The sequence below is a fragment of the Streptomyces lincolnensis genome, from assembly GCF_001685355.1.
Lineage (GTDB): Bacteria > Actinomycetota > Actinomycetes > Streptomycetales > Streptomycetaceae > Streptomyces > Streptomyces lincolnensis.
Genome location: NZ_CP016438.1, coordinates 3,086,996 through 3,109,063, shown reverse-complemented (window position 1 = coordinate 3,109,063; position 22,068 = coordinate 3,086,996). Strand labels below are relative to the sequence as shown.

20 protein-coding genes are annotated in these 22,068 nt (G+C 71.6%); 12 read left to right on the top strand and 8 right to left on the bottom strand.

Annotated elements, in window-relative coordinates:
• Positions 1 to 251: 251 nt before the first annotated feature.
• From SLINC_RS13760 to SLINC_RS13740, 5 genes are read left to right on the top strand one after another with little or no spacing between them, the layout of a single operon-like run.
• The gene (locus tag SLINC_RS13760) at positions 252 to 1,538 is read left to right on the top strand and encodes an ABC transporter substrate-binding protein (protein WP_067431544.1); all 1,287 of its coding nucleotides are present in this window, start codon (positions 252 to 254) and stop codon (positions 1,536 to 1,538) included.
• Positions 1,539 to 1,544: 6 nt separating this feature from the next.
• Positions 1,545 to 2,522 (top strand): carbohydrate ABC transporter permease, encoded by a 978-nt coding sequence (locus SLINC_RS13755; RefSeq protein ID WP_067431542.1) that lies wholly within the window; start codon positions 1,545 to 1,547, stop codon positions 2,520 to 2,522.
• The gene (locus tag SLINC_RS13750; protein ID WP_079164522.1) at positions 2,522 to 3,433 is read left to right on the top strand and encodes a carbohydrate ABC transporter permease; all 912 of its coding nucleotides are present in this window, start codon (positions 2,522 to 2,524) and stop codon (positions 3,431 to 3,433) included. The genes SLINC_RS13755 and SLINC_RS13750 overlap by 1 nt, the downstream gene beginning before the upstream one ends.
• Positions 3,430 to 6,009: a beta-galactosidase gene (locus SLINC_RS13745; RefSeq protein ID WP_067431539.1), complete on the top strand. Its 2,580-nt coding sequence runs from the start codon at positions 3,430 to 3,432 to the stop codon at positions 6,007 to 6,009. The genes SLINC_RS13750 and SLINC_RS13745 overlap by 4 nt, the downstream gene beginning before the upstream one ends.
• A 6-nt stretch (positions 6,010 to 6,015) precedes the next feature.
• Entirely contained in the window at positions 6,016 to 7,308 is a 1,293-nt protein-coding gene (locus tag SLINC_RS13740) for an ROK family transcriptional regulator (RefSeq protein ID WP_067431536.1), read from the top strand.
• On the opposite strand, the gene SLINC_RS13735 is transcribed toward SLINC_RS13740, so the two are convergent.
• On the bottom strand, positions 7,259 to 7,609 hold the full coding sequence (locus SLINC_RS13735; protein WP_067431532.1) for a MazG-like family protein: 351 nt from the start codon (positions 7,607 to 7,609) through the stop codon (positions 7,259 to 7,261). The genes SLINC_RS13740 and SLINC_RS13735 overlap by 50 nt on opposite strands.
• A 56-nt stretch (positions 7,610 to 7,665) precedes the next feature.
• Positions 7,666 to 8,223, bottom strand: coding sequence for a DoxX family membrane protein (locus SLINC_RS13730; protein ID WP_067431530.1), 558 nt, complete (start codon positions 8,221 to 8,223; stop codon positions 7,666 to 7,668).
• A gap of 123 nt (positions 8,224 to 8,346) precedes the next feature.
• Between SLINC_RS13730 and SLINC_RS13725 the strand changes: the two genes are divergently transcribed.
• Complete coding sequence (locus SLINC_RS13725; protein ID WP_067431527.1) at positions 8,347 to 8,673, top strand: hypothetical protein; 327 nt, start codon at positions 8,347 to 8,349, stop codon at positions 8,671 to 8,673.
• Positions 8,674 to 8,696: 23 nt separating this feature from the next.
• On the opposite strand, the gene SLINC_RS13720 is transcribed toward SLINC_RS13725, so the two are convergent.
• Positions 8,697 to 10,058 (bottom strand): diacylglycerol/lipid kinase family protein, encoded by a 1,362-nt coding sequence (locus SLINC_RS13720; protein ID WP_067431524.1) that lies wholly within the window; start codon positions 10,056 to 10,058, stop codon positions 8,697 to 8,699.
• Between the two features lie 342 nt (positions 10,059 to 10,400).
• The gene (locus tag SLINC_RS13715) at positions 10,401 to 11,183 is read right to left on the bottom strand and encodes an SDR family oxidoreductase (RefSeq protein WP_067445304.1); all 783 of its coding nucleotides are present in this window, start codon (positions 11,181 to 11,183) and stop codon (positions 10,401 to 10,403) included.
• A gap of 135 nt (positions 11,184 to 11,318) precedes the next feature.
• Here SLINC_RS13715 and SLINC_RS13710 point away from each other — a divergent pair, with 135 nt between their 5' ends.
• Positions 11,319 to 12,959, top strand: a complete 1,641-nt coding sequence (locus SLINC_RS13710) for an alkaline phosphatase D family protein (RefSeq protein ID WP_067431520.1) — start codon at positions 11,319 to 11,321, stop codon at positions 12,957 to 12,959.
• Here the strand turns inward: SLINC_RS13710 and SLINC_RS13705 are convergent.
• Positions 12,946 to 13,968, bottom strand: coding sequence for a Gfo/Idh/MocA family protein (locus SLINC_RS13705; protein WP_067431518.1), 1,023 nt, complete (start codon positions 13,966 to 13,968; stop codon positions 12,946 to 12,948). The two genes, SLINC_RS13710 and SLINC_RS13705, sit on opposite strands and share 14 nt — an antisense overlap.
• A gap of 116 nt (positions 13,969 to 14,084) precedes the next feature.
• Here SLINC_RS13705 and SLINC_RS13700 point away from each other — a divergent pair, with 116 nt between their 5' ends.
• The 4 genes from SLINC_RS13700 (at position 14,085) to SLINC_RS13685 (ending at position 18,468) form a co-directional block, all read left to right on the top strand.
• On the top strand, positions 14,085 to 15,410 hold the full coding sequence (locus SLINC_RS13700) for a multidrug effflux MFS transporter (protein WP_067431515.1): 1,326 nt from the start codon (positions 14,085 to 14,087) through the stop codon (positions 15,408 to 15,410).
• Entirely contained in the window at positions 15,362 to 16,537 is a 1,176-nt protein-coding gene (locus tag SLINC_RS13695; RefSeq protein ID WP_067431512.1) for a serine hydrolase domain-containing protein, read from the top strand. Before SLINC_RS13700 ends, SLINC_RS13695 begins: the two co-directional genes overlap by 49 nt.
• 251 nt (positions 16,538 to 16,788) lie before the next feature.
• Positions 16,789 to 17,766, top strand: coding sequence for a small ribosomal subunit Rsm22 family protein (locus tag SLINC_RS13690; protein ID WP_067431510.1), 978 nt, complete (start codon positions 16,789 to 16,791; stop codon positions 17,764 to 17,766).
• Positions 17,767 to 17,850: 84 nt separating this feature from the next.
• Entirely contained in the window at positions 17,851 to 18,468 is a 618-nt protein-coding gene (locus SLINC_RS13685; RefSeq protein WP_067431506.1) for a TetR/AcrR family transcriptional regulator, read from the top strand.
• Here the strand turns inward: SLINC_RS13685 and SLINC_RS13680 are convergent.
• Positions 18,465 to 19,313 carry a glycerophosphodiester phosphodiesterase gene (locus SLINC_RS13680; protein ID WP_067431502.1) on the bottom strand — a complete coding sequence of 283 codons (849 nt, stop codon included), beginning with the start codon at positions 19,311 to 19,313 and terminating at the stop codon, positions 18,465 to 18,467. The genes SLINC_RS13685 and SLINC_RS13680 overlap by 4 nt on opposite strands.
• A 170-nt stretch (positions 19,314 to 19,483) precedes the next feature.
• Between SLINC_RS13680 and SLINC_RS13675 the strand changes: the two genes are divergently transcribed.
• Positions 19,484 to 20,221 carry a bifunctional DNA primase/polymerase gene (locus tag SLINC_RS13675; protein ID WP_067431499.1) on the top strand — a complete coding sequence of 246 codons (738 nt, stop codon included), beginning with the start codon at positions 19,484 to 19,486 and terminating at the stop codon, positions 20,219 to 20,221.
• 7 nt (positions 20,222 to 20,228) lie between these two features.
• Here SLINC_RS13675 and SLINC_RS13670 read toward each other — a convergent pair whose 3' ends face one another.
• Together SLINC_RS13670 and efeU are read right to left on the bottom strand one after the other, a co-directional pair.
• Positions 20,229 to 21,233 (bottom strand): SCO2278 family lipoprotein, encoded by a 1,005-nt coding sequence (locus tag SLINC_RS13670; RefSeq protein ID WP_079164519.1) that lies wholly within the window; start codon positions 21,231 to 21,233, stop codon positions 20,229 to 20,231.
• Positions 21,193 to 22,065: an iron uptake transporter permease EfeU gene (gene efeU, locus SLINC_RS13665; RefSeq protein ID WP_067431493.1), complete on the bottom strand. Its 873-nt coding sequence runs from the start codon at positions 22,063 to 22,065 to the stop codon at positions 21,193 to 21,195. The genes SLINC_RS13670 and efeU overlap by 41 nt, the downstream gene beginning before the upstream one ends.
• Positions 22,066 to 22,068 lie beyond the last annotated feature (3 nt).

Here is a 22,068-nt window from a genome sequence, read left to right as displayed (position 1 = left end):
GCCGCGCCCGGCGATGGGTTCCGCGGCGGAAGCGGTCCTGGCGCCCGCGCCGACCTAGGGCTTCCCACCTGCAACGACCGTGACGATGACCGGTTTTGCACTGCCCGCACGCCAGGTAACAACTGAAACCTGTGGGAAACAAGGTCTTGTCGCTGTCTTAAAACGACGGTTATTTTAACCGCCATTCGAAGTCCGGCCTGATCACCCGGGCGACCTCAGGGCGTGTGCATGTCTCAAGGAAGGGCAGTGCCATGACGCTTGACAGCGCGCGGTTTTCTCGTCGGGGTTTTCTGGGTCTGGGAGTGGCGGCGGGAGTCATCACGCTGACGGCGTGCGGCTCCGGCAGCGGGGCGAGTGACGCGCCGCTGGTGATGACGGTGTGGGGCGGCGACCCCGACCGCAAGGCGTACCAGGCCCGCATCGATCTGCTGGTCAAGAAGCACCCGGAGCTCAAGGTCAAGCTCCAGCTGATCCCGAGCGACTCGTACGCGCAGAAGGTCCAGACGATGATCGCCGGCGGCAACGGGCCGGACATCATGCAGGTCGCCGAGAGCGTCAACACGTACTCCAGCAAGAACCAGCTGCTGGAGCTCGACGACCTCGCCAAGGCGGCGAAGCTCGACCCCGAGCAGCGGTTCGGCCCGGTCGGCTCCCTGTACACGTACCAGGACAAGCTCTACGCGATCCCGGACCGTTCCGGCGCGGTCACCGTGTTCTACAACAAGGACATGTTCGACAAGAAGGGCATCAAGGCCCCCACCGCGGACTGGACCTGGGACGACGCCCTCGACGCGTTCAAGGAGCTGACGGTCCCCGGCAAGGTGTGGGGATACAGCGGTGCCGAATGGTTCCCGCAGTGGTGGAGCCTCGCGTACCAGAACGGCGGCACCATCATCGACGCGAACGGCCGGCCCGCCGTCGCCAGCGACGCCGTGGTCGAGGCGCTCCAGTGGGCGGGCGACCTCGTCTTCAAGCACAAGGTGGTGCCGAGCAAGGCGGACTACGCCGACATGGGCCCCGACATCGGCGGCGACCAGGCGTTCCCCAACCAGAAGGTCGCCACCCACGCCAACGGCTTCTGGGTCATGTCGGGTCTGACGAAGGTGTCGTTCGGCTGGGACATCGCGCCGATGTGGCGCGGCAAGAAGCAGGCCGTGTCGGCGTTCGGCAGCGGACTGGCGATCTCCCGCACCTCCAAGCAGCGCGACAACGCCTTCAAGGCGATCGACTTCCTCACCTCCAACGAGGCGCAGGCGCAGATCATCGCCTCCGGCCAGGACGTGCCGGCCAACCTGGAGGTGCAGAAGAGCCCGGCGTTCCTCAAGCCCTCGTGGATGAAGACGGACGTCGACATGGGCGTGTTCGCCGAGTCGAGCGAGTTCGTCTTCCGGGCGCCGTTCATCCCCGAGTGGCAGGAGATGATCGACACGATCTCCAACGGCCTGGCCGACTTCTGGCTCGGCAAGGAGCGCAGCGCCAAGAAGGCGCTGACCGCCGTGCAGAAGGACCTTGAGGCCCTCATCAAGTCCGGGGCATGACCGGCGATGGCAACCTCGACCGCCCCGAAGGCCGCCCCGGCGGCCGCGGAGAAGCCCGCCTCACCCAAGCCCGGGAAGCAGAAGCTCTCCAAGCGGCGCCGCCGTGAGGCCCTGTCCTTCTACCTGTTCATCTCGCCCTGGATCATCGGCTTCCTGGTCTTCCTGCTCGGGCCGATGATCGCGTCGATCTACTACTCCCTGACCGACTGGGACTCCTTCACCCCGCCGCAGTGGGTCGGCTTCGACAACTACGTCAAGCTCCTCACGGACGACCCGGTGTTCTGGAAGGCCCTGTGGAACACCCTCTTCTACGCGGCGATCTCGGTCCCGCTCGGCCTGGTCCTCGGCCTGTGGCTGGCGAACCTGCTCAACAAGCAGGTCAGGGCCCGCAAGCTGTTCCGCACCCTGATCTACCTGCCGACGCTGATCCCGCTGGTCGCCACGGCGATGATCTTCCGGATGGTGCTCGCGCCGAACGGCCCGATCAACGACTTCCTCGGTCTGTTCGGCGTCTCCGGCCCCAACTGGCTGTACGACGGCCCCTGGGTCAAGCCCGCCCTCATCCTGATGTCGACGTGGGGCGCGGGCGCCGCGACCGTGCTGCTGCTCGCCGCCATGAAGGGCATCCCGCGTGAGCTGTACGAGGCGGCCGAGGTCGACGGCGCGAGTGCGATGCGGCAGTTCTGGAGCATCACGCTGCCGCATCTGACGCCCATCATCTTCTTCAACCTGATCATGGGCCTGATCGGCGCGTTCCAGGTCTTCTCGCAGGTCTACATCCTCGTCTCGAAGGCCAAGAACCCAGCGGGCTACGACGCGGCCCAGACGATGGTGCCGTTCCTGTTCGACCAGGCGTTCAGCTACTACCACATGGGCTACGCCTCGGCGATCTCCTGGCTGCTGTTCCTGGTGATCCTGGTCTTCACCGTGATCGCCTTCCGCACCACCCGGCGCTGGGTGTTCTACGAGACCGAGGTGAAGTGATGGCGACCCTGGCGACCACCCTCAACGAGAAACAACAGAGCAAGAAACGCCAAGAGGCCCCCGCCGCACGGGCGTTCCGCGCGACCCCGTTCACCTACGGCACCCTGCTGATCGTCGCGGCGGTCCTGACCGCCCCGCTGGTCTTCGTCGGTTCGATCGCCCTGTCCAGCGACGCCACCGTGAACTCCGGCTCGTTCACGGTCATCCCGCGCGAGTTCCACTGGGACAACTTCTCCCGGGTGTTCGGCACCGAACTGCCGGTGGGCACCTTCCTGCTCAACTCGGTGCTCATCTCGCTGTTCTCGGTGGCCGGACAGGTCCTCTCCAGCGGCCTGGTCGGCTATGCCTTCGCCCGGCTGCGGGCACCGGGCAAGAACACGATGTTCCTCATCGTCATCGCGACGATGATGATCCCGACGCAGATCACGATGATCCCCCAGTTCATCCTTTTCCGGGACCTGGGCTGGGTGAACACCTTCCTGCCGCTGATCGTGCCGAACTTCTTCTCCAACGCCTTCAACGTCTTCCTGGTACGGCAGTTCGTCTCCCGGCTGCCCAGCCAGCTCGACGAGGCCGCCATGATGGACGGCCTGGGCTTCTTCGGCATCTACCGGCGGATCATGTTCCCGATGCTCAGGCCCGTCCTGATCGCCATCGGCATCTTCACGCTCACCCACACCTGGGGCGACTTCATGGGCCCCCTGATCTACCTCAACGACGAGTCGAAGATGCCGCTCGCACTGGGCGTGCAGTACATCACCGCCACCTCGCAGGCGGGCCAGGCGCCGCCCTGGAACCTGGTGATGGTCGGCTCGATCCTGCTCGCCCTGCCGATGATCCTGGTCTACTACATCGGCCAGAAGTACCTGTACGAAATGGACATCAGCGGCGGAAGCGCGGGGGTCAAGTGAGCCGGCCGACAGTCCTCACCCACGGCGTCGAACTCGACGCCCGAGGCATCCGCACCGAGGGCGGTCCACGGATCGTGCTGTGCGCGTCCCTGTTCTACTTCCGCCTCCCGCGGGAACAGTGGCGCGCCCGGCTCGAACAGGTACGGGCCTCCGGCTACACCTGCGTGGACGTCTATCTGCCGTGGAACTTCCACGAGACGGCCCCCGGCCGCTGGTCCTTCGAGGGCCGCCGCGATGTCGCCGCCTTCCTGGACCTCGCGCGGGAGGCGGGCCTGTACGTCATCGCGCGGCCCGGTCCCTACATCTGCTCCGAGTGGGACGGCGGCGCGCTGCCGGCCTGGCTGGGACTCGATCCCGAGCTGCGGGTGCGCCAGCACGAGCCGCGCTTCCTCGCGCAGGTCGCCGCCTGGTTCGACCAGGTCCTGCCGCTCCTCGCCGAGCGCCAGTACCCGGCGAACGGCCCGGTCATCATGGTGCAGTTGGAGAACGAGCTGGACTTCTTCGACTGCGAGGACCGCACCGGCTATGTGACCGCCCTGCGCGACCAGGCCCTGCGCCACGGCATCACCGTGCCGCTGATCGCCTGCTCCGGACAGGGCGACATCGAAGGAGCCACCGGCGACGTCCCCGGCGTCGTCCCGGCATGCAACTTCTACCCCGACGACGACTCCCCGGACATCGAACCCGAAGTACGGCGCTACGCCGGGCTGTTGGCCGAACGCGACCTGCCCCTGCTGATCACCGAGACCAACCGCCGCCACCGCACCCTGCGGCGGCTCCTGGCCAGCGGCGCCTCCCTGATCGCGCCCTATCTCCAGTCGTCCGGCTGGAACTTCGGGTACACCCCGTCCACCGGGAACTGGGGCGAGCCCGGCAACTTCATGAGCCACGGCTACGACTTCGGCGGCTACGTCTCCTCCACCGGCGCCGAACGCCCCGAGTACGCCGAGGGCCAACTGCTCGCCCGGGTCATCGACGCCCTGGGGCCGCGCCTCGCGCTCGCCACCTCGGCCCTGCCGCGCGTGGGGATCACCGCCGACTTCCCGACCAGTTCGTCACCGTCGGCCCTCGACCTCGACGAGGGCGGTCAGCTCGTCGCCGTACCGCACCTCGGCAAGGAGGCCGGCACGGCGGTCGTGAACGGCGTGCCCGTCGCCGTCGCCCCCGACTCGTGCCCGCTGATGCTGGTGGACGTGCCCCTGCGGCCCTGGGGGTACGACGGGACACTCACCCTGGCGTCCGCGGATCTGGTGGCGGCGGCGGAGGGCGTGCTGACGTTCTCCTCCGAGGTGCCGGTCACCGTCGTCGTGGACGGAACCGGGGTGGAGATCCCGGCACCGGTGGCCGGAGCGCCGGAGCGGGCGACGATCGAGGGGCTGATCCTCGTCGCGCTGGCCCCGCGGGACGCCGTACGCCTGCGCGGGGTGGACCGCGACGGCACGGCGCATGTTGGCGATCCTGCGACCGCGCGGGCCACCGGGACGTCGGTCGACGTACGGGAGGCGCGGCGGCGATCGCAGACCCCTGCCGAGAAGGCGGCGGGCGGTCATGAGCTGCCGCCGACGCTGGAGTCGCTCGGTGTGTACCGGGGGCGCGGCACCTACCGGGCGACGGCGGACCTGACCGGTGTCGACGAACTGCTGCTCGTCGGGGCGGCGGACATCGTCGACCTGTCGATCGGCGGCGCGGTGCGGCCGACGATCGCCGGGTTCGGGGCGGCCGAGCGGATCGACGTCCGTGCGACGACCGGACCGGCCGCCATCGAGGCCGTCGTGGAGATCTGGGGGCACGCGAACTTCGACGACGCGCGCCTGCCCGCCCTCCGCCTCGGCGCGCTGCGCGGACTCGGCACGCTGTGGACGGTCCGGGAGACGGCGGACGTGTCGGCCCTGTGGTCGGTGCACGGCCACTGGACGGGCCGGCCCGCACCCGTGCGCGTGCTCGGCGGCTGGAGCAGCACCCGCGTCGGAGTGCCCGTCACCTACACCCGCGGGATCCGGTCGGACACCGCGTCCGCACTGCACCTGAAGGGGGTCGCCGAGCCGGTGCGGGTGAGTGTGGACGACGGCGAGCCGTTCACCGTCCACACCGAGGACCCCTGGGTCCTGCTGCCCGCCGGGACCCACCGGATCTCGGTCACCGTGCCGCACCACCCCAGCGGTGCCGGCCTCGGCGCCGAATTGCTCGGCCTGGACCCGGTGACCGGCTGGACCTGCTCCACGCAGGACGACGAGTCGCTCACCGCGTTCGCCACCGAGGCCGCTCCCGGACCGGAGATCCGGCTGCCGCTGGTCCTGGAACCGGGGGAGGAGGCATGGCTCGACATCGACCTGCCGCCGTCCCACGACGGCCTGCTGGTACGGCTGGACGGATCACGGATCCGGGTGACCGGCTGGGCCGACGGGGAGTGCGTGGGCCGGGTCTGGGTCGGCGACCGACCGGCCTTCTCCGGCGGGGATTCGAACGTACTCTGGATCCCGTCGGGGTGGCCGGGGCTGACCCTGCTGGTGCGCGGAGCGGCCGGACCGGGGGACGCCGAACTCCGTACGCTGTGGCTGGAGTCCCCTGACAGCTGAAGGAGCATGGTGGCGCGGCACACGGCCCGTGATCTTCGTAGCGAGAACCGGTTCGAGGTTCTGCACGCTTTGTTCGAACTCGGGCCGTCCACCCGCCAGGAGCTCGCCCGGCACACCGGGCTCAGCCAGGCGACCGTGGCGACCCTCGTCACCGAGTTCCTGTCCGGGGGCGTCCTGCACATCGCCGCCGTGGAGCGCAACACCGGTGGACGGCCGCAGGAGCGGCTGACCATCGCCCCGGACCGCGGCCGTATCGTCGGCGTGGACGTGGCCGAGACCTACGTCGACGCCGTCGTCCACGACCTCGCGCTCGGCGTCCTCGGCCATGCCGAGGTCGCGCTCGACGAGGAGGAGAACGACCCGGCCTACGTCGTCGACGGCATCGTCCGCGCGATCGACGGGGCCGTCGGCGCCGACGCGACCGAGCGGGCACGCGTCATCGGCGTCGGGGTGAGCATGCCGGGGCACGTCCATCCCGACGCGGGTGTCTCGGTCTTCGCGCCGAACTGGGACTGGCACGACGTCCGCATCGAGGAGCTGCTGGAAGACCTCGCCATCCCCGTGTACGTCGACAATCCGCTCAAGGCCGTCATCCTGTCCGAGATGTGGTTCGGCGTCGGCAACGCGGTGGACAGCATGGCCGTCGTCAACCTCGGCACCGGTGTCGGCGCCGGGATCGCCCTCGACGGCTCGCTGATCCGCGGTATCACCAACAACGCCGGCGAGTGGGGCCACACACTCCTGGAGCTGGACGGCCGGGCGTGCCGGTGCGGCCGGCGCGGCTGCGTCGAGGCGTACGTCGGGGCCCCCGGCCTGCGGACCACCCTCGCCGAGATCGACCCGGGCCACCCCCTGCTGCGGCAGCAGCGGCAGCGGGACTTCGTCGAGAGGGTCGCCCAGGGTCTCGCCGCGGGCGATCCGGCGCTGTCCGTGCTGGTCCTGCGCACCGCGCGCTATCTCGCCGCGGGCCTCGGGGACCTGGTCAACCTGCTCGACGTCCCGCACATCACCCTCACCGGCTGGGCCTCCGAGGCCCTCGCCGACCGGCTCGTGCCCGCGGTGCGCGACGAACTGCCCCACCACGTCCTGCCCGGCTCCCTGGCCGGCCTCGTCGTCGAGCCCTCGCGGGTCCCGGGCAACGCGGTGGCCCTCGGTATGGCGGCCTTCACCCTCCAGCAGTTCCTCACCCGGCTCGGCCTGGCCAGCCCGGCCAGGACCCGGCCCCGGCCGGACCCGGAGCCGGCGGGGTTCAGCCGCCGGGCCGGGACCGTTCCGTCACCCGGGCCAGATGCCGCGTGAAGACCTCACGGGTGTCCGGGGTGAGCGTGCGCAGGGCCACCAGGGCCGTGATCACCACGTCGCACAGCTCGCCCTCGACGTCCTCCCAGGTATGGGTGACGCCCTTGCGCGGGTTCCGACCGGTCACCCCGATCACCGCCTGGGCGACCTCGCCGACCTCCTCCGACAGCTTCAGCATGCGCACCAGCAGGCTCTGGGCGTCGTCGCCGGCCGGCCGGTTGGCCTCCAGCCAGGCCCACAACTCGTCGATGGAGCCCCACAGGTCCGCGGGCGTGACAGGGGAGGTGGCCGGCTCAGTCATGCGGGCAGCCTGCCATGCCGCCGTGCCCGCACGACACAGTGCCCCCACTCGTGCCTCTACTCGTCGAACGTCTCCTCGAACAGGGCTTCCTGCTCGCCGTTCTCCCGCTTGCGCAGCCGCTGGGCGCGGGCGCCCACGACGAGTGCGGTGACCAGGCCCGTGGCGGCGAAGGCCGCCGGGACCATCCAGTTGCGGTCGACCGCGTGGCCGAGGGCGTGGTCGAGGGAGAGCCGGCCGGGGCCGGTGACGGCGAGACCGGCCGCGGTCAGGCCGAGGGCCGCCGCGTACTCGTAGCCGCCGCCCTGGTTGAAGAAGCCGTTCGGGGCGTGCACCGCGGCGGCGCCCGCCATCGCGCCGGCCGCCGCCGCACCGGCCGCGGGGGTCGCCAGGCCCAGGGCCAGCAGCGTGCCGCCCCCGGCCTCGGACATCCCCGCCGCCAGGGCGCTCTCCTTGCCGGGCGCGTACCCGACGGACTCGAACCACTGGCCGGTGCCCTCCAGCCCATGCCCGCCGAACCAGCCGAACAGCTTCTGCGCGCCGTGCGCGGCCAGGACTCCGCCGGTGCCCAGCCGGAGCAGCAGCAGGCCCAGATCACGTCGGTCGTATGAGGTCACGATGACTCCCGGAAAGGACGGAAAGCTCACGGGTCTCCACCGTCGCACTCCCCACACCCGGCCGGGAGACCCGCGCCGCCGTTCGGGTGGCGGGCCCCGGCGGGCGGTGTGAGTCTGGCTGCCATGACGATTCAGACCGCCAAACTCAGCGACCCGGCCGTCCGTGCCTTCGTCGCGGCCGTCAACGCCCATGACCGGGAGGCCTTCCAGGCGCTTCTCGCCCCCGGCGCGACCATGGCGGACGACGGCAGCGACCGCGACCTCGACGACTGGACCGACCGGGAGATCTTCTCCTCCCACGGCCACATGGAGGTCGACAACGAGTCCCAGGGCGGCCGCGCCCTCCTCGCCCGCTACAGCAACGACACCTGGGGCGAGATGCGCACCCGGTGGAACTTCACGGTCGGGGACGACGGCAGGATCTCCCGCTTCGAGACCGGCCAGGCCTGAACTCCCGTATCACAACTCCCGTATCACAGGAGGGTCTTACGGCGTCCGGGCCGCCGCGGTACAGCCGTGCGCCCCACCGATGCCGCCAGCTTGCGCAGCCGCCGCCAGTTCAGACGCGGCGCGGGCTCCGGAACGCCGGGGCGGTCGCGGGGGACGCGGACGCGCAGGGCGCCGGGGGTGATGTGGAGGTGGACCGGGGTGGGCAGGGTCAGGGCCTCGCCGTCGAGCCCGACCTCTATCTCCGGGCGGTCCGCCGCCACGACCACCTCGCGGGCGGTGGTGATCGTGAGCCCCTTCGGCTCCGGGTCCAGGAGCAGGACGGCGGCCTCCGTCGCGCTGTCCACCCGGAGACCGAGGACGCCGAGCACCCCGGCGTCCAGCCGGTGACGGCGGCCGAGGCCGAGCGGGTCGTCCGTGCGGTAGGGGTTGTTGCTGACCAGCACGGCGTGCGGGTCGGCCAGGACGGTGTCCCGGACGTACGCCGTGAGCCGGGCACCCTCCCGCCGGGTGAGCAGGTCGGGCAGGAGGTCCAGTGCCGTGCCCACCTTGTCGTCGCGGTAGGCGGGGCTCTGGATGACGGCCGCGTAGGTGCCGAACGAGGCGTTGTTGACGAAGGGCAGGCCGCCCGCGAAGCCCAGGTCCACCCGCAGCTCCACCCCGTCGCTCAGCGCGTCCAGGGAGGCGGCCGGGTCGGCGCGGTCGAGGCCGAGGTCCATGGCGAAGTGGTTGCGGGTGCCGGCGGTGACGACCATGAACGGGATGCCGTGCTCGGCGGCGACCGCCGCGACCAGCGCCTGGGTGCCGTCGCCCCCGGCCACGCCCAGCAGGTCGGCGCCCCGGGCCACCGCGTCCCGGGCCAGGGCGCAGACGTCCTGCTGCTCCTCGGTGTCGAGCAGGAGCACCTCCGCGCCGAGCCGTTCGGCCTTCTCCTTCAGCCGGAAGCGTTCGACCTTCCCGCCGCCCGAGCGCGGGTTCATCAGGAGGAAGGGGCGCCGCGGGGCGGGCGTTCGGTACTCCTTCTGCCGTGGGGAACGCAGTCCGGTGCTGCGCAGCGCGTGCCGTCCGGTCCCCACGGCGAGCGCCCACAGCGTCCCCGACAGCAGCAGCACCCACCACAGGGTGGCCGCGAACAGGACGATGAGGGCGACGGGAACGGCCACGGCGACCACGGTCGCCGCCACCCGTGCCGGGCCGCGGTTGGACAGCGCCCACCACACCGCGGCGGCCATGACACCCGCCCCGACCAGCCCGGTGACGACCAGCAGGAGCCCGGTCACGCCCCCGATGCCGACCGGCAGCAGTACCGCCAGTCCGGCGGACGCGAGCGACGCCCGCGCCGCCCACCGCTGTTCTGCGGGGGCCCATGCCCTCACGTCCACGCCCATGGAACTCCTCTACGTGTCGCAGCACATCGTAGAAGCCCATGGAACGTTCTCGACCAGGGGTGAGCACCCCGACCCAGGGGTGTAACCCCCACTCCCATGGCAGCCGTCCCACCGCACCGGTGCGTACCCCGCGGTCCCACGCGAGGTCCACCCCCACCCGATGCGGTGGAACGGCGCCTCCCCCCTCGGGCATGGTCGCGGAGGCGATGTCCTCCAAGTGTGAAGCTCTCATGGAGGAGATGTAGAGCATAAGCCTGCCATCGGCCCGTTTGTGGCGGAGGATCATATTCCGGTTGTGCAGGTTGAGCCGTATACGATCTCCCGCGACCGGTGGGATCCGGTTCAGCCGCGCCCCACGTACGGCATCGCCGTCGCCAGGACCGTCGCGAACTGCACGTTCGCCTCCAGCGGCAGCTCCGCCATGTGCCGGACCGTGCGCGCCACGTCGGCGACGTCCATCACGGGCTCGGCCGCGATCTCGCCAGTGGCCTGGAGCGCTCCGGTCCGCATCCGCTCGGTCATGTCGGTGGCCGCGTTGCCGATGTCGATCTGCCCGACGGCGATGCGGTACGGACGCCCGTCCAGCGACAGCGACTTGGTGAGTCCGGTCAGCGCGTGCTTGGTCGTCGTGTAGGCGACGGACAGCGGCCGGGGCGTGTGCGCCGAGACGGACCCGTTGTTGATGATCCGGCCGCCCTGCGGATCCTGCTCCTTCATCAGCCGGTACGCCGCCTGCGCGCACAGGAACGCTCCGTTGAGGTTGGTGTCCACCACGTGCCGCCAGGCGTCGTAGGACAGCTCCTCCACCGGCACCCCGCCGGGACCGAACGTCCCCGCGTTGTTGAACAGCAGGTCCAGGCGCCCGAAGCGCTCCACGGTCGCGGTGAACAGGGCGGCCACGTCCTCGGGCCGGGTGACGTCCGTGCGGACGATCAGGGCGGAGCCCCCGGGTTCGAGGGCAGCGGTGTCCTCCAGGGCCTCCGCCCGGCGGCCCGCCAGCGTCACCGACCAGCCGGTGCGCAGCAGTTCCAGGGCCACCGCGCGGCCGATGCCGGAACCCGCGCCGGTCACCACGGCGATCTTCGTCTGCGTACGGGCCTGTGTGTCCGTTTGCATGGCATTCATGGGCCCGCAGGGTACGGGAGGGCCCGCCATGCGGAACTCATCCGTCCGCCACCAGACTGTCGTGTTCACGACTATCGGGAGTCGTCCCCGGCCACTCCAATGGGCTGTCGCAGCCATCAGTCAGGGGAGGACCGGATGACGCACGACACCCGCCCGTCACAGCACGCCCCCGAACTCCGCGCCGCCGCACGCCATGTGAACCGCCGCCGCTTTCTGACCGGCACCGCGGCCGCCGCCGCGCTCGCCTTCTCCGTGAACCTGCCCGCCGCCGGCATCGCGGGCGCCGCCGAGCTCGACGCCGCGCGGATCACCGAGAACCCCTTCACGCTCGGTGTGGCCTCCGGCGACCCGCTGCCGACCTCGGTGCTCCTGTGGACCCGCCTGGCCCCCGCCCCCTACCAGCCCGACAGCGGCCTCCCGGCCGAACGCGTCCTGGTCCACTGGGAGATGGCCCACGACGAGCGGTTCCGCCGCGTCGTCAGACGCGGTACGGCCATCGCGCACCCCGAGTTCCACCACGCCGTCCACGTCGAGGTGAACCACCTCGACCCCGGCCGAGTCTTCCACTACCGCTTCCGCGTGGGGAGTTGGGTCAGCGAGACCGGCCGCACCCGCACCGCCCCGGCCACCGGCGCCCGCACCCCGGCCCTCACCCTGGCCGCCGTCTCCTGCCAGGCGTACCACGACGGCTACTACACGCCGTACGCCCATCTCGCCCAGGACGACGTCGACATCGTCTTCCACCTCGGCGACTACCTCTACGAGTACGCGGTCAACGCGGTCGGCGGACAACGCAACTACACCGACCGCACCCTGCCGGCCGTCTTCAACCGCGAGACGGTCACGCTGGAGGACTACCGCCTGCGGTACGCCCTGTTCAAGTCCGACCCCGACCTCAGGGCCGCCCACGCCGCGCACCCCTTCGTGGTCACCTGGGACGACCACGAGACCGAGAACAACTACGCCGACGACATCCCCGAGAACAGCGTCCCGCCGGAGGAGTTCCTGCTCCGCCGCGCCGCCGCCTACCGCGCCTACTGGGAGAACCAGCCGCTGCGCCGCCCCCAGCGGCCCGAAGGCCCGGACATGCGGCTGTACCGCCGCCTGACCTGGGGTCGGCTCGCCCAGTTCGACGTCCTCGACACCCGTCAGTACCGCTCCGACCAGGCCTACGGCGATGTCGCACACGTCCCCGGCCCCGAGTCCGACGACCCGGCACGCACGATGACCGGCGCCACGCAGGAGCGGTGGCTGCTCGACGGCTGGCGAGCCTCGCGGGCCCTGTGGAACGTCGTACCGCAGCAGGTCCTGTTCGCGCGGCGGAACGTCGACCCGACCACCCCGTCACGGGTGTCGATGGACGCCTGGGACGGCTACGCCGCCTCGCGCCGCCGGGTCCTGGACGGGGCGCGGGCGGCCGGCGTCGAGAACCTGATGGTGCTCAGCGGGGACGTGCACGCGGCGTACGCCTTCGACATCAAGGACGACTTCGAGGACCCCTCCTCGCCGACGCTCGGCACGGAGATCGTCGCGACCTCGATCTCCAGCGGCCGGGACGGCGCCGACCGGCCCGCGAACTGGGACACCTACATGCGGGCCAACCCGCACCTGAAGTTCTACAACGGCCGCCGCGGCTATGTGACCGTCGCGCTGGACCGGGAGCGGGCCCGGGCCGACTTCAGGACCGTGCCGTACGTCCTCACGCCCGGCGCGCCGATCGCGACGGCCGCGTCCTTCGTGACGGAGGTGGGGGAGCAGGGGCTCAAGCCGGCGTGAGCTCACCCTCCGGGGACTCCGACGGGTAGCGGACGCCGATGCGGTCCCGGATCGCGTCGAGCGTCCGCATCACCGCGAGCGTGCCGTCCAGCGGGACGAGCGGGGACTCGGTCTCGCCCGCCCGCAGCGCCCGCATCACCTCGCGGGCCTCGTGCCTGAGGCTGCCCCGGGGACCGTCCTCGGGACCGGCCGCGAACTCCTCCGGGTCGCGGCCGTCCCGGTGCAGCACGAACCGGTCGGTGTGGAAGAAGCCGTACGGGATGTCGATCCGGCCCTGCGAACCGGTGACCGAGGCGGTGGTCGCCGTACCGCCGATGATCGAGCAGTGCACCGAGGCGAGCGCCCCGCCGTCCCAGGAGAGCAGGGCGCCCGTCTGGAGGTCGACGCCCTCCTCGGACAGCACCGCGCGGGCCAGGACGTCCGTGGGCTCCCCGAGCAGCAGGTGCGCGAAGGACACCGGGTACACGCCGAGGTCGAGCAGCGAGCCACCGCCCTGCTGCGGATCGCGCAGCCGGTGGGTGGGCGGGAAGGGGCCCGCGAGCCCGAAGTCGGCCTGGACGTTGCGCACTTCACCGATCGCGCCGTCGTCCACCAGGGCCTTGAGGCGTCGCACGACCGGGTTGCAGTACATCCACATGGCCTCCATCAGGAAGCTCCCGCGCGCCCGCGCCAGCGCGACCAGTTCCCCGGCCTCGCGCGCGTTCAGCGTGAACGCCTTCTCGCACAGCACGTTCCGCCCGGCCTCCAGGCACAGCCCGGCCGCCGCCCGGTGCGCCGAGTGCGGGGTGGCGACGTAGACGACATCGATGTCCTCGTCCTCGGCGAGCGAGGCCCAGTCGCCGTACGCCCGCTCCACCCCGAACCGCTCCGCGAACGCCTGCGCCGACTCCTCCGTCCGCGAGGCCACCGCGACGACCTCCGCGTCCGGCAGATCCACCAGGTCGGCCGTGAACGCGGCCGCGATCCCGCCCGTCGCCAGGATCCCCCAGCGCACGCTCTGCTCCGTCATCCCGGACCGTCCTCGCTCACGTGACCCTCGGCACTCTGTACGAGCTGAGAGCAGTAGGGGGCCGGGGGTCCGGGGGTTCCCCCGGGACAACGCAGTACTCGGAGAGGGAGGGGCACATGCCCGAGCAGGGGGCACCGGCACAGGGGGCAGCGCAGGGGGTGCCGACACCACAGGCACAGCGTGCGGCCGCCCCGGAGAAGGACGGGGCCGACCGGGCCGCCGTGCGCCGCACCGGCCTGCTCGTCACGCTGATCCTCGGCGGCCTCACCGCCACACCGCCGCTCTCCATGGACATGTACCTCCCCGCACTTCCGGAGGTCACCCGCTCGCTGCACGCGCCCGCCGCCACCGTCCAGCTCACCCTCACCGCCTGCCTGCTCGGCATGGCCCTCGGACAGCTGGTGGTCGGCCCGATGAGCGACCGGTGGGGACGCCGCCGCCCGCTGCTGGCCGGCCTCGCCGTCTACGTCGTCGCCACCGTCCTGTGCGCGCTCGCCCCGACCGTGGAGGTCCTGGTCGCCTTCCGGCTGCTCCAGGGCCTCGCGGGCGCGGCGGCCATCGTCATCGCGCGGGCCGTGGCCCGCGACCTCTACGACGGCCTGGCGATGGCCCGCTTCTTCTCCACCCTGATGCTGATCTCCGGGGTCGCCCCGATCATCGCGCCGCTCATCGGCGGGCAGGTCCTGCGGGTGACGGACTGGCGGGGCGTGTTCGTCGTCCTCACGGTCCTCGGCATCCTGCTGGGCGTCATCGTGTGGACGAAGCTCCCCGAGACCCTGCCGCCGGCCGAGCGCCACTCCGGCGGCGTCGGCGAGGCGCTGCGCTCGATGCGGGGACTCCTCGCCGACCTGCCCTTCACCGGCTTCATGCTCACCGGCGGCTTCACCTTCGCCGCCCTGTTCGCCTACATAGCGGCCTCGCCGTTCGTGATCCAGGAGATCTACGGCGCCTCCCCGCAGACCTTCAGCCTGCTGTTCGGACTGAACTCGATCGGCCTGGTGATCGTCGGCCAGATCAACGGCAAGGTGCTGGTCGGCCGGGTCGGCCTGGAGAAGGTCCTCGGCCTGGGGCTCGCCGTCGTCGTCGCCGCCGCGACCGCGCTGCTGCTGATGTCGACCGGTGTCTTCGGCGAGGTCGGACTGGCCCCCATGGCCGCCGCCCTCTTCGTGCTGATGTCCGCGATGGGCATCGCCCTGCCCAACGCCCAGTCCCTGGCCCTGATGCGCACCAAGCGCTCCGCCGGCTCCGCGGCCGCCCTGCTCGGCACGTCCTCCTTCCTCATCGGCGCGATCGCCTCCCCGCTGGTCGGAGTCGCCGGGGAGGACACCGCCGTCCCGATGGCCGTCGTCCAACTGGCGGCAGCACTGGTAGCGGTGGCCTGTTTCATGGGAATGTGCCGTCCTTGGAACAAGCGTGCGACTGCGGAGGGAGTAGGGAGCTGAGCGCACCAAGACTGCGCGACGGCACACCGGAACGGGCCGGACTCGACCCCGGGGAGCTCGACCACCTCGTCGCCGACGTCCGGGCCCTCACCAGCGGCGAGCACCCCTGGGCTGCGGGCGCGGTGGTGGTCGCCGGGCGCGGCCCGGTCATCGCCGTCGAGGAGGCGACGGGCTGGGCCGTCCGGTACGCGGCCTACGACCCCGAGGCCGACGCGGGCGTGGAACTGCCGCCCGAGGACCGTGTCCCGATGACCGTCGACACCCCCTTCGACCTGGCCTCCCTGACCAAACTCTGCACCGCCGTCGCCGCCGTCCAGCAGATCGAGCGGGGCACCCTCGGCATCGACGCCCGGGTCGGCGCCTACCTGCCCGACTTCTCCGCGGCCGCGGAGTACGGCATCACCGTGCGCGAACTGCTCACCCACACCTCCGGCCTGCGCCCCGAGCTCCCGCTGTACGACTGCGCCGACGACGCGGAACGCCTGGCGCTCCTGCGCGCCGAACCCCCCGTCGGCGTGCCCGGCACCTACACCTACTCCGACCTCAACCCGCTCCTCCTCCAGCACGTCCTCGAACGCGTCACCGGCCGCACCCTCGACGTCCTCGTCCACGACGGCATCACCCGCCCCCTCGGCATGACCGCCACCCACTTCGGCCCCTGCCCCCGCGCCGCCGCCACCGAGGACCAGCGCCGCCCCTGGGCCAAGGCCGACCGCGGCATGCTGCGCGGCGAGGTCCACGACGAGAACGCCTGGGCCCTCGGCGGCGTCGCCGGCCACGCCGGCCTCTTCTCCACCGCCCGCGACCTCGCCGTCTTATGCCGCACCCTCCTCGCCGGCGGCTCCTACGGCCCCGCCCGCATCCTCGGCCCCGACTTCGTGGAACTCCTCCTCACCCCACCCGGCCTCGGCTTCGCCCTCGACCAGCCCTGGTTCATGGGCGAACTGGCGGGAAGAGGAGCGGCGGGCCACACCGGCTTCACCGGCACGTCCCTGGTCCTCGACCCGGCGACCGACACGTTCCTCGTCCTATTGGCCAACACGGTGCATCCGAGGAGACGGTCACCGGACAACAGGCCGAGGGCGGCGGCGGGGACACGGGTGGCGCGGGCGGTGCGGGGGATGTAGCGGGCGCGAGACAGGTTGCGCGTCCCATCGTTTCTCGCCCCCGCCGCCCCTACCCGTCCCATCCTTCTGGGGCTCCGCCCCAGACCCCGCTCCTCAAACGCCGGAGGGGCTGGATTTTTCAGCCCGTCCGGCGTTTGAGGACGAGGCCCCTTCAGGGCCGAAGCGGGGGTCTGGGGGCGCAGCCCCCAGGGACGCGGAACCCCTCACCGACCCGCATCCGGAGGCCCACCCGAAGCCCATAGAATCGGCGAGTGAACGACCCCGCAGACACGTTGCGCCACAGCCTCTCCACCCTCCTCGACGGCCTCCCCCCGAAGCAGGCCGCCCAGGCGGTGGACCGCCTGATCGCCACCTACCGCGGGAACACCCCCACTCACACCCCCATCCTCCGCGACCGAGCGGACGTCGCCGCCTACGCCGCCTACCGCATGCCCGCCACCTTCGAGGCGGTCCACTCCGCACTGGAGGCCTTCGCGGAGGCCGTACCGCACTGGACCCCGACCAGCCACACCGACGTCGGCGGCGGAACGGGCGCGGCGACCTGGGCCGCCACCGCCACCTGGCCGGAGGGCGACCGCACCGTCACGGTCCTCGACTGGGCCGAACCCGCCCTCGCCCTCGGCAAGGAGATCGCCACCGCCAACCCCGCCCTGCGCACGGCGACGTGGCAGCGGGCGAAGATCGGCGCGGCCCTCACCCTCGACCCCGCCGACCTGGTCACCGTCTCCTACGTCCTCAACGAACTCACGGCCCCCGACCGCACCGCTCTCGTGGACGCCGCCGCGACCGCCGCCCAGGCGGTCGTGATCGTGGAGCCCGGCACCCCCGACGGCTACGCCCGGATCATCGAGGCCCGCGACCGCCTGATCGCCGCCGGGTTCCGCGTCGCCGCCCCCTGCCCGCACAGCGCGGCCTGCCCGATCGTCCCGGGCGAGGACTGGTGCCACTTCTCGGCCCGGGTGAGCCGTTCCTCCCTGCACCGCCAGGTCAAGGGCGGCTCCCTCGCCTACGAGGACGAGAAGTTCGCCTACGTCGCCGCCACCCGCCTCCCGGCCGCCCCCGCCCCCTCCCGCGTGGTCCGACGCCCCCAGATCCGCAAGGGCCAAGTCCTCCTGGACCTGTGCGAGTCCGATGAACGCCTGGCCCGCCACACGGTCACCAAACGCCACGGCGACCTCTACAAGGCGGCCCGCGACGCGACTTGGGGCGACCCCTGGCCGCCGCGGTGACACCGACTTTCCTCGCCCCCGCCGCCCCTACCCGTCCCATCCCTCACGAGACGCCCCGTCTCACCCCCCTGTTACCGTCGACCCATGGCCACGCAGCCCACCCCCGACGCCAGCCGCCGCAGCGAGAAGTCCCGCCGCGCGATCTACGACGCCGCCCTCGCCCTCGTCGGCGAGGTCGGCTACCCCAGGACGACCATCGAGGGCATCGCCGCCCGCGCAGGCGTCGGCAAGCAGACGATCTACCGCTGGTGGTCGTCGAAGGCGGACGTCCTGCTGGAGGCGTTCCTCGACCTGAGCGAACAGGCGTCCCGGGACGCCGGCCCGGAGTACGAGTTCGCGATCCCGGACACCGGCGACCTCGCCACCGACCTCAAGGCCGTGCTGCGCCTGACCGTCGACCAGCTCAAGGACCCCCGCTTCGAGATCCCCTCCCGCGCCCTGGCCGCCGAAGGCGTGGTCAACGAGCAACTGGGCCGCGTCTTCATGACCAAGCTCCTCGAACCGTCGCTCCTGCTGTACGTCGACCGCGTCCGCGCCGCCCAGGCCGCAGGCCAGGTCCGCCAGGAGGTCGACCCCCGCATCGCCCTCGAACTCTGGGTCTCCCCCCTCGCCCAGCGCTGGCTCCAGTACACGGGCCCCATCTCGTACGAGTACACCGACACCCTCGTCGACTACGCCCTCCACGGCATCGCGCCCCGCTAGCCCCGCCCCGGACCCCGCCCCCGCGCCAGCCGCCCCGGCGTGTCCGTGATGACGCCGTCGCAGCCCAGCGCGAGCGCCCGGTCCCGCTGCCGGGGTGTCACCACGGTGTGCGCCCACACGCGCGGGATGCCGGAGCGCACCGCCCGGGCCAGGTCCGCGTCCCGCGCGTTGACGTCCACGTCGAGCAGGTCGACGAAGGGCCGCCAGCGCTCGGGGCGGTCCCGGCGCAACTGCTCCGCCGAGCGCCACAGCTGGGCGAGCAGGCCCAGCCGGTGGGCGTGCCGGGCCACCGCGGGATCGTTCGAGTTGACGAAGACCGAGCGGGTCAGGCCGCGGCTCCGGATGAGCCCCGCCAGCCGCTCCAGGCTTCGCGGATCCTTCGCCTCCACCATCAGCACGATCCGCCCGCCGAAACGATCCAGCACCTCGGCCACCGTCGGCGGCCGCTCCGACCGCCAACTCCCCGGCAGCGAGGCCCTCGGCCGCAACCGCATCCCCTGCCACTCCCGCACGTTCAGCCCGCGCACCGCACCGCCCGCGAACGTCGTCCGGTTCAGCGTCGGATCGTGCATCACCACGAGCGTGCCGTCGCGCAGCATGCGCGTGTCGAAGTCCAGCACCTGCGCCGTACCGCGCGCATAGGCCGCCATCAGGCCCGACATGCTGTTCTCGGGGACCTCGCGGGCACCGCCGCGATGGGCGACGTAGGTGACGCGGGGGAGCGCCGCCACCGTCAGGGGGCCGCCGCCCCACTCCAGGGGCATCGGCCCGAGCGGCCCGGTGAGGGCCGGCGGAACCACAAAAGCCGCGGCGGCCAGGCCCCTCGACGCGATCCATGTGACCATGCCGACAACGGTAGGGGAATAAATCACAATAAAGCGCGCAATGACACTCGATCCCTGTGCGCGCCACCCCTCGTCCCACGTACCCCTGTTGTCGGCTACGGCCCCCCGGAGCGCACGATGGTGGGACCATAGGGCATGCTGTTTCGCACGACGGCGAGGCGAGGAGATTGATGAGCGCGGAGTTCGGTGGCCGCACCGGCCGGCAGGGCAAACTCTCCCAGTGGCTGCGGGGCCGCCGCCCCAAGGAGGCCGCCGACGACAGCGGCCGGGAGCCCCTGCTGCTGGCAGCCGCCGAGGCGGGCCTGCCGCTCGCGCCCGCCGCGTATCCCGCCCCCGGCTACGGGTGTTCGTGCGACCGCGTCGGCTGTCCGACCCCCGCCCGGCACCCGGTGTCGTTCGCCTGGCAGACCCAGTCGACCACCGACCGCGCCCAGATCGAGCGCTGGGCCCGGCATCAGCCGCAGGCCAACTTCATCACCGCCACCGGCATGGTCCACGACGTCCTGGACGTCCCCCTGGAGGCCGGCCGCCAGGCCCTGGTGCGGCTGCTCGACTCCGGTATCGAGGTCGGCCCGGTCGCCGAGAGCGACGACGGCCGGCTGCTGTTCTTCACCCTCACCCGCGGCACCCCCGAGGACGAGGACGAGTGGTGGCCGTGCGAACTGGACTGCCACCCCGAGACGATGGACGAGCACCCGGGCCTGCGCTGGCACTGCCGCGGCTCCTACGTCCTCGTCCCGCCCGCCCGGCTCCCCGGCGACGACGGCCACCGCGTGCAGTGGGTCCGCGGACTCGAACACCCGCTGCCCGACCCGCTGACCCTCCTGGAAGTCCTCACCGACTCCTGCGCCCGCTACGCCGGCGAGGAGCCCGACCACACGAATGCGGCCTGGCCCCTGCGCCACTAGCAGCCCCTCACGACCCCTGCGCCGACGTCAGCCCCTCGATCCGTCCCAGCACCGACACCTTCCCGCCGCTCGCACCCTTCGCCGGGTCCAGGGCGACCTGGTTGGAGACGATCTCCATGGTGAGCGACTGCTTGATCTCACCGGTGGTCAGGGCGAGCACGTCGGAGCTCTGCGTCGGGAGCGACGAACCCGGGTAGGCCGTCTGCTTCACGAAGTGCCGCGAGGCGAAGAACACCAGCGCCCCGCCGTCCTTCGTGCGCATCGCGAGCGGCGCGTAGTCGCCGCCGGACAGCGGTTCGTCGATGTACTGCGTGGCCAGGCCCGGCTTCTTGGCGTTCTTCTTCCGGTCCGCGCGCCACACGCTGGTCTGCGCACCCTCCGCGAAGACGTCCCCGTCGCCACTCTGCAGGTACGCGGCGTAGGTCTTGCTCAAGTCCCGGGGCGTGGCGGACAGTTCCGTGGAGTTCGCGGGCACGGACTCGGCCCAGCCGTCCTTGTCCTGCTTGAACTCCGGGATCTTGTCCGGCGCCACCAGCGTCAGATACGCCGCTTCCCACGGCTCGTTCAGGCTGCTGCGCGTGAACACCAGCAGCCAGCGCGCGCTGCCGCCCTTGTTGCCGGCCGCGTCGGCGACGAACCAGCGGGGCCAGCCCGCCTTCTTGGGAATCGTGAACTTCGCGTCCGACAACTCCAGCGGCGTGTGGTTGGGGTTGCCGCCCGGGTTGTTCTTGGCGCCGGCCTTCAGCCGGGCCGCGTCGATGGCGGAGAGGGCGCCGGTGACATGGTCGGAGTCCAGCGAACTGTCGTACTCCTCGTCCGCCTTGTTGTACGCGGTCGTGAACTGCCGGAGTGCCTCGGCGGCCTCCGCCTTCGTGGCCGAGGGCAGTACCTCCCGCTCTCCGTGCACCACCACGCATCCGCTCGTCGTCAACGACAAAGCGGTCAGTGAAGCCGCTATCAGTGCGCTCCGGTCAAGACTGCGGAGCCTTCGAGGGCCGCGATCCCTGCTCATCAGGTTCCTTCACCTTCCCCTTCCCGGAGGCGAACCCTACCGGGGCGAGGAACAGCGCGAGCGTCGGGATCAGGTACAGCAGCCACACCGTGACCTGGAGGACCGTCGGATCCGGCTGGAAGTTGAACACGCCCTTGAGGAGGGTGCCGTACCAGCTGTCCGGCGGGATGGTCCCGCTGATGTCGAAGGCCTTGTCGGTCAGGCCCGGCACCCAGTCCGCCTCCTGGAGGTCGTGGACGCCGTACGCCAGGACACCCGCCGCCACGACGACCAGCATCCCGCCGGTCCAGGTGAAGAACCTGGCCAGGTTGATCCTCAGCGCCCCGCGGTAGAACAGCCAGCCCAGCACGACCGCCGTGGCGATGCCCAGGCCGACGCCGACCAGCGGACGCGGAGAGCCGTCCCCGGCCGCGCGCACCGAAGCCCACACGAACAGGGCCGTCTCCAGCCCCTCGCGGCCGACCGCGAGGAACGCGGTCGCGACCAGGGCCCCGGTGCCCATCTGGAGCGCCGCGTCCAGCTTGCCGTGCAGCTCGGCCTTCAGATGCCGGGCGGTGCGCCGCATCCAGAACACCATCCACGTCACCAGGCCGACCGCGAGGATCGACAGCGAGCCGCCGAGCGCCTCCTGCGCCTCGAACGTCAGCTCCTGGGAGCCGAATTCGAGCGCGCAGCCGAAGCCCAGCGCCAGCGCGAGGGCGACACCGATGCCGGTCCAGATCGGCTTGAGCGCGTCCCGGCGGTCCGTCTTGACCAGGTAGGCGATGAGGATGCAGACGACGAGGCTGGCCTCAAGCCCCTCGCGCAGACCGATCAGGTAGTTGGAGAACACGGG

Excerpts from the sequence above, each read along its gene's own strand:
- SLINC_RS13760 (WP_067431544.1), top strand. The coding sequence starts at position 252 with ATGACGCTTGACAGCGCGCGGTTTTCTCGTCGGGGTTTTCTGGGTCTG.
- SLINC_RS13755 (WP_067431542.1), top strand. The coding sequence starts at position 1,545 with ATGGCAACCTCGACCGCCCCGAAGGCCGCCCCGGCGGCCGCGGAGAAG.
- SLINC_RS13750 (WP_079164522.1), top strand. The coding sequence starts at position 2,522 with ATGGCGACCCTGGCGACCACCCTCAACGAGAAACAACAGAGCAAGAAA.
- SLINC_RS13740 (WP_067431536.1), top strand. The coding sequence starts at position 6,016 with ATGGTGGCGCGGCACACGGCCCGTGATCTTCGTAGCGAGAACCGGTTC.
- SLINC_RS13735 (WP_067431532.1), bottom strand. The coding sequence starts at position 7,609 with ATGACTGAGCCGGCCACCTCCCCTGTCACGCCCGCGGACCTGTGGGGC.
- SLINC_RS13725 (WP_067431527.1), top strand. The coding sequence starts at position 8,347 with ATGACGATTCAGACCGCCAAACTCAGCGACCCGGCCGTCCGTGCCTTC.
- SLINC_RS13720 (WP_067431524.1), bottom strand. The coding sequence starts at position 10,058 with ATGGGCGTGGACGTGAGGGCATGGGCCCCCGCAGAACAGCGGTGGGCG.
- SLINC_RS13715 (WP_067445304.1), bottom strand. The coding sequence starts at position 11,183 with ATGAATGCCATGCAAACGGACACACAGGCCCGTACGCAGACGAAGATC.
- SLINC_RS13710 (WP_067431520.1), top strand. The coding sequence starts at position 11,319 with ATGACGCACGACACCCGCCCGTCACAGCACGCCCCCGAACTCCGCGCC.
- SLINC_RS13705 (WP_067431518.1), bottom strand. The coding sequence starts at position 13,968 with ATGACGGAGCAGAGCGTGCGCTGGGGGATCCTGGCGACGGGCGGGATC.
- SLINC_RS13700 (WP_067431515.1), top strand. The coding sequence starts at position 14,085 with ATGCCCGAGCAGGGGGCACCGGCACAGGGGGCAGCGCAGGGGGTGCCG.
- SLINC_RS13685 (WP_067431506.1), top strand. The coding sequence starts at position 17,851 with ATGGCCACGCAGCCCACCCCCGACGCCAGCCGCCGCAGCGAGAAGTCC.
- SLINC_RS13680 (WP_067431502.1), bottom strand. The coding sequence starts at position 19,313 with ATGGTCACATGGATCGCGTCGAGGGGCCTGGCCGCCGCGGCTTTTGTG.
- SLINC_RS13675 (WP_067431499.1), top strand. The coding sequence starts at position 19,484 with ATGAGCGCGGAGTTCGGTGGCCGCACCGGCCGGCAGGGCAAACTCTCC.
- SLINC_RS13670 (WP_079164519.1), bottom strand. The coding sequence starts at position 21,233 with ATGAGCAGGGATCGCGGCCCTCGAAGGCTCCGCAGTCTTGACCGGAGC.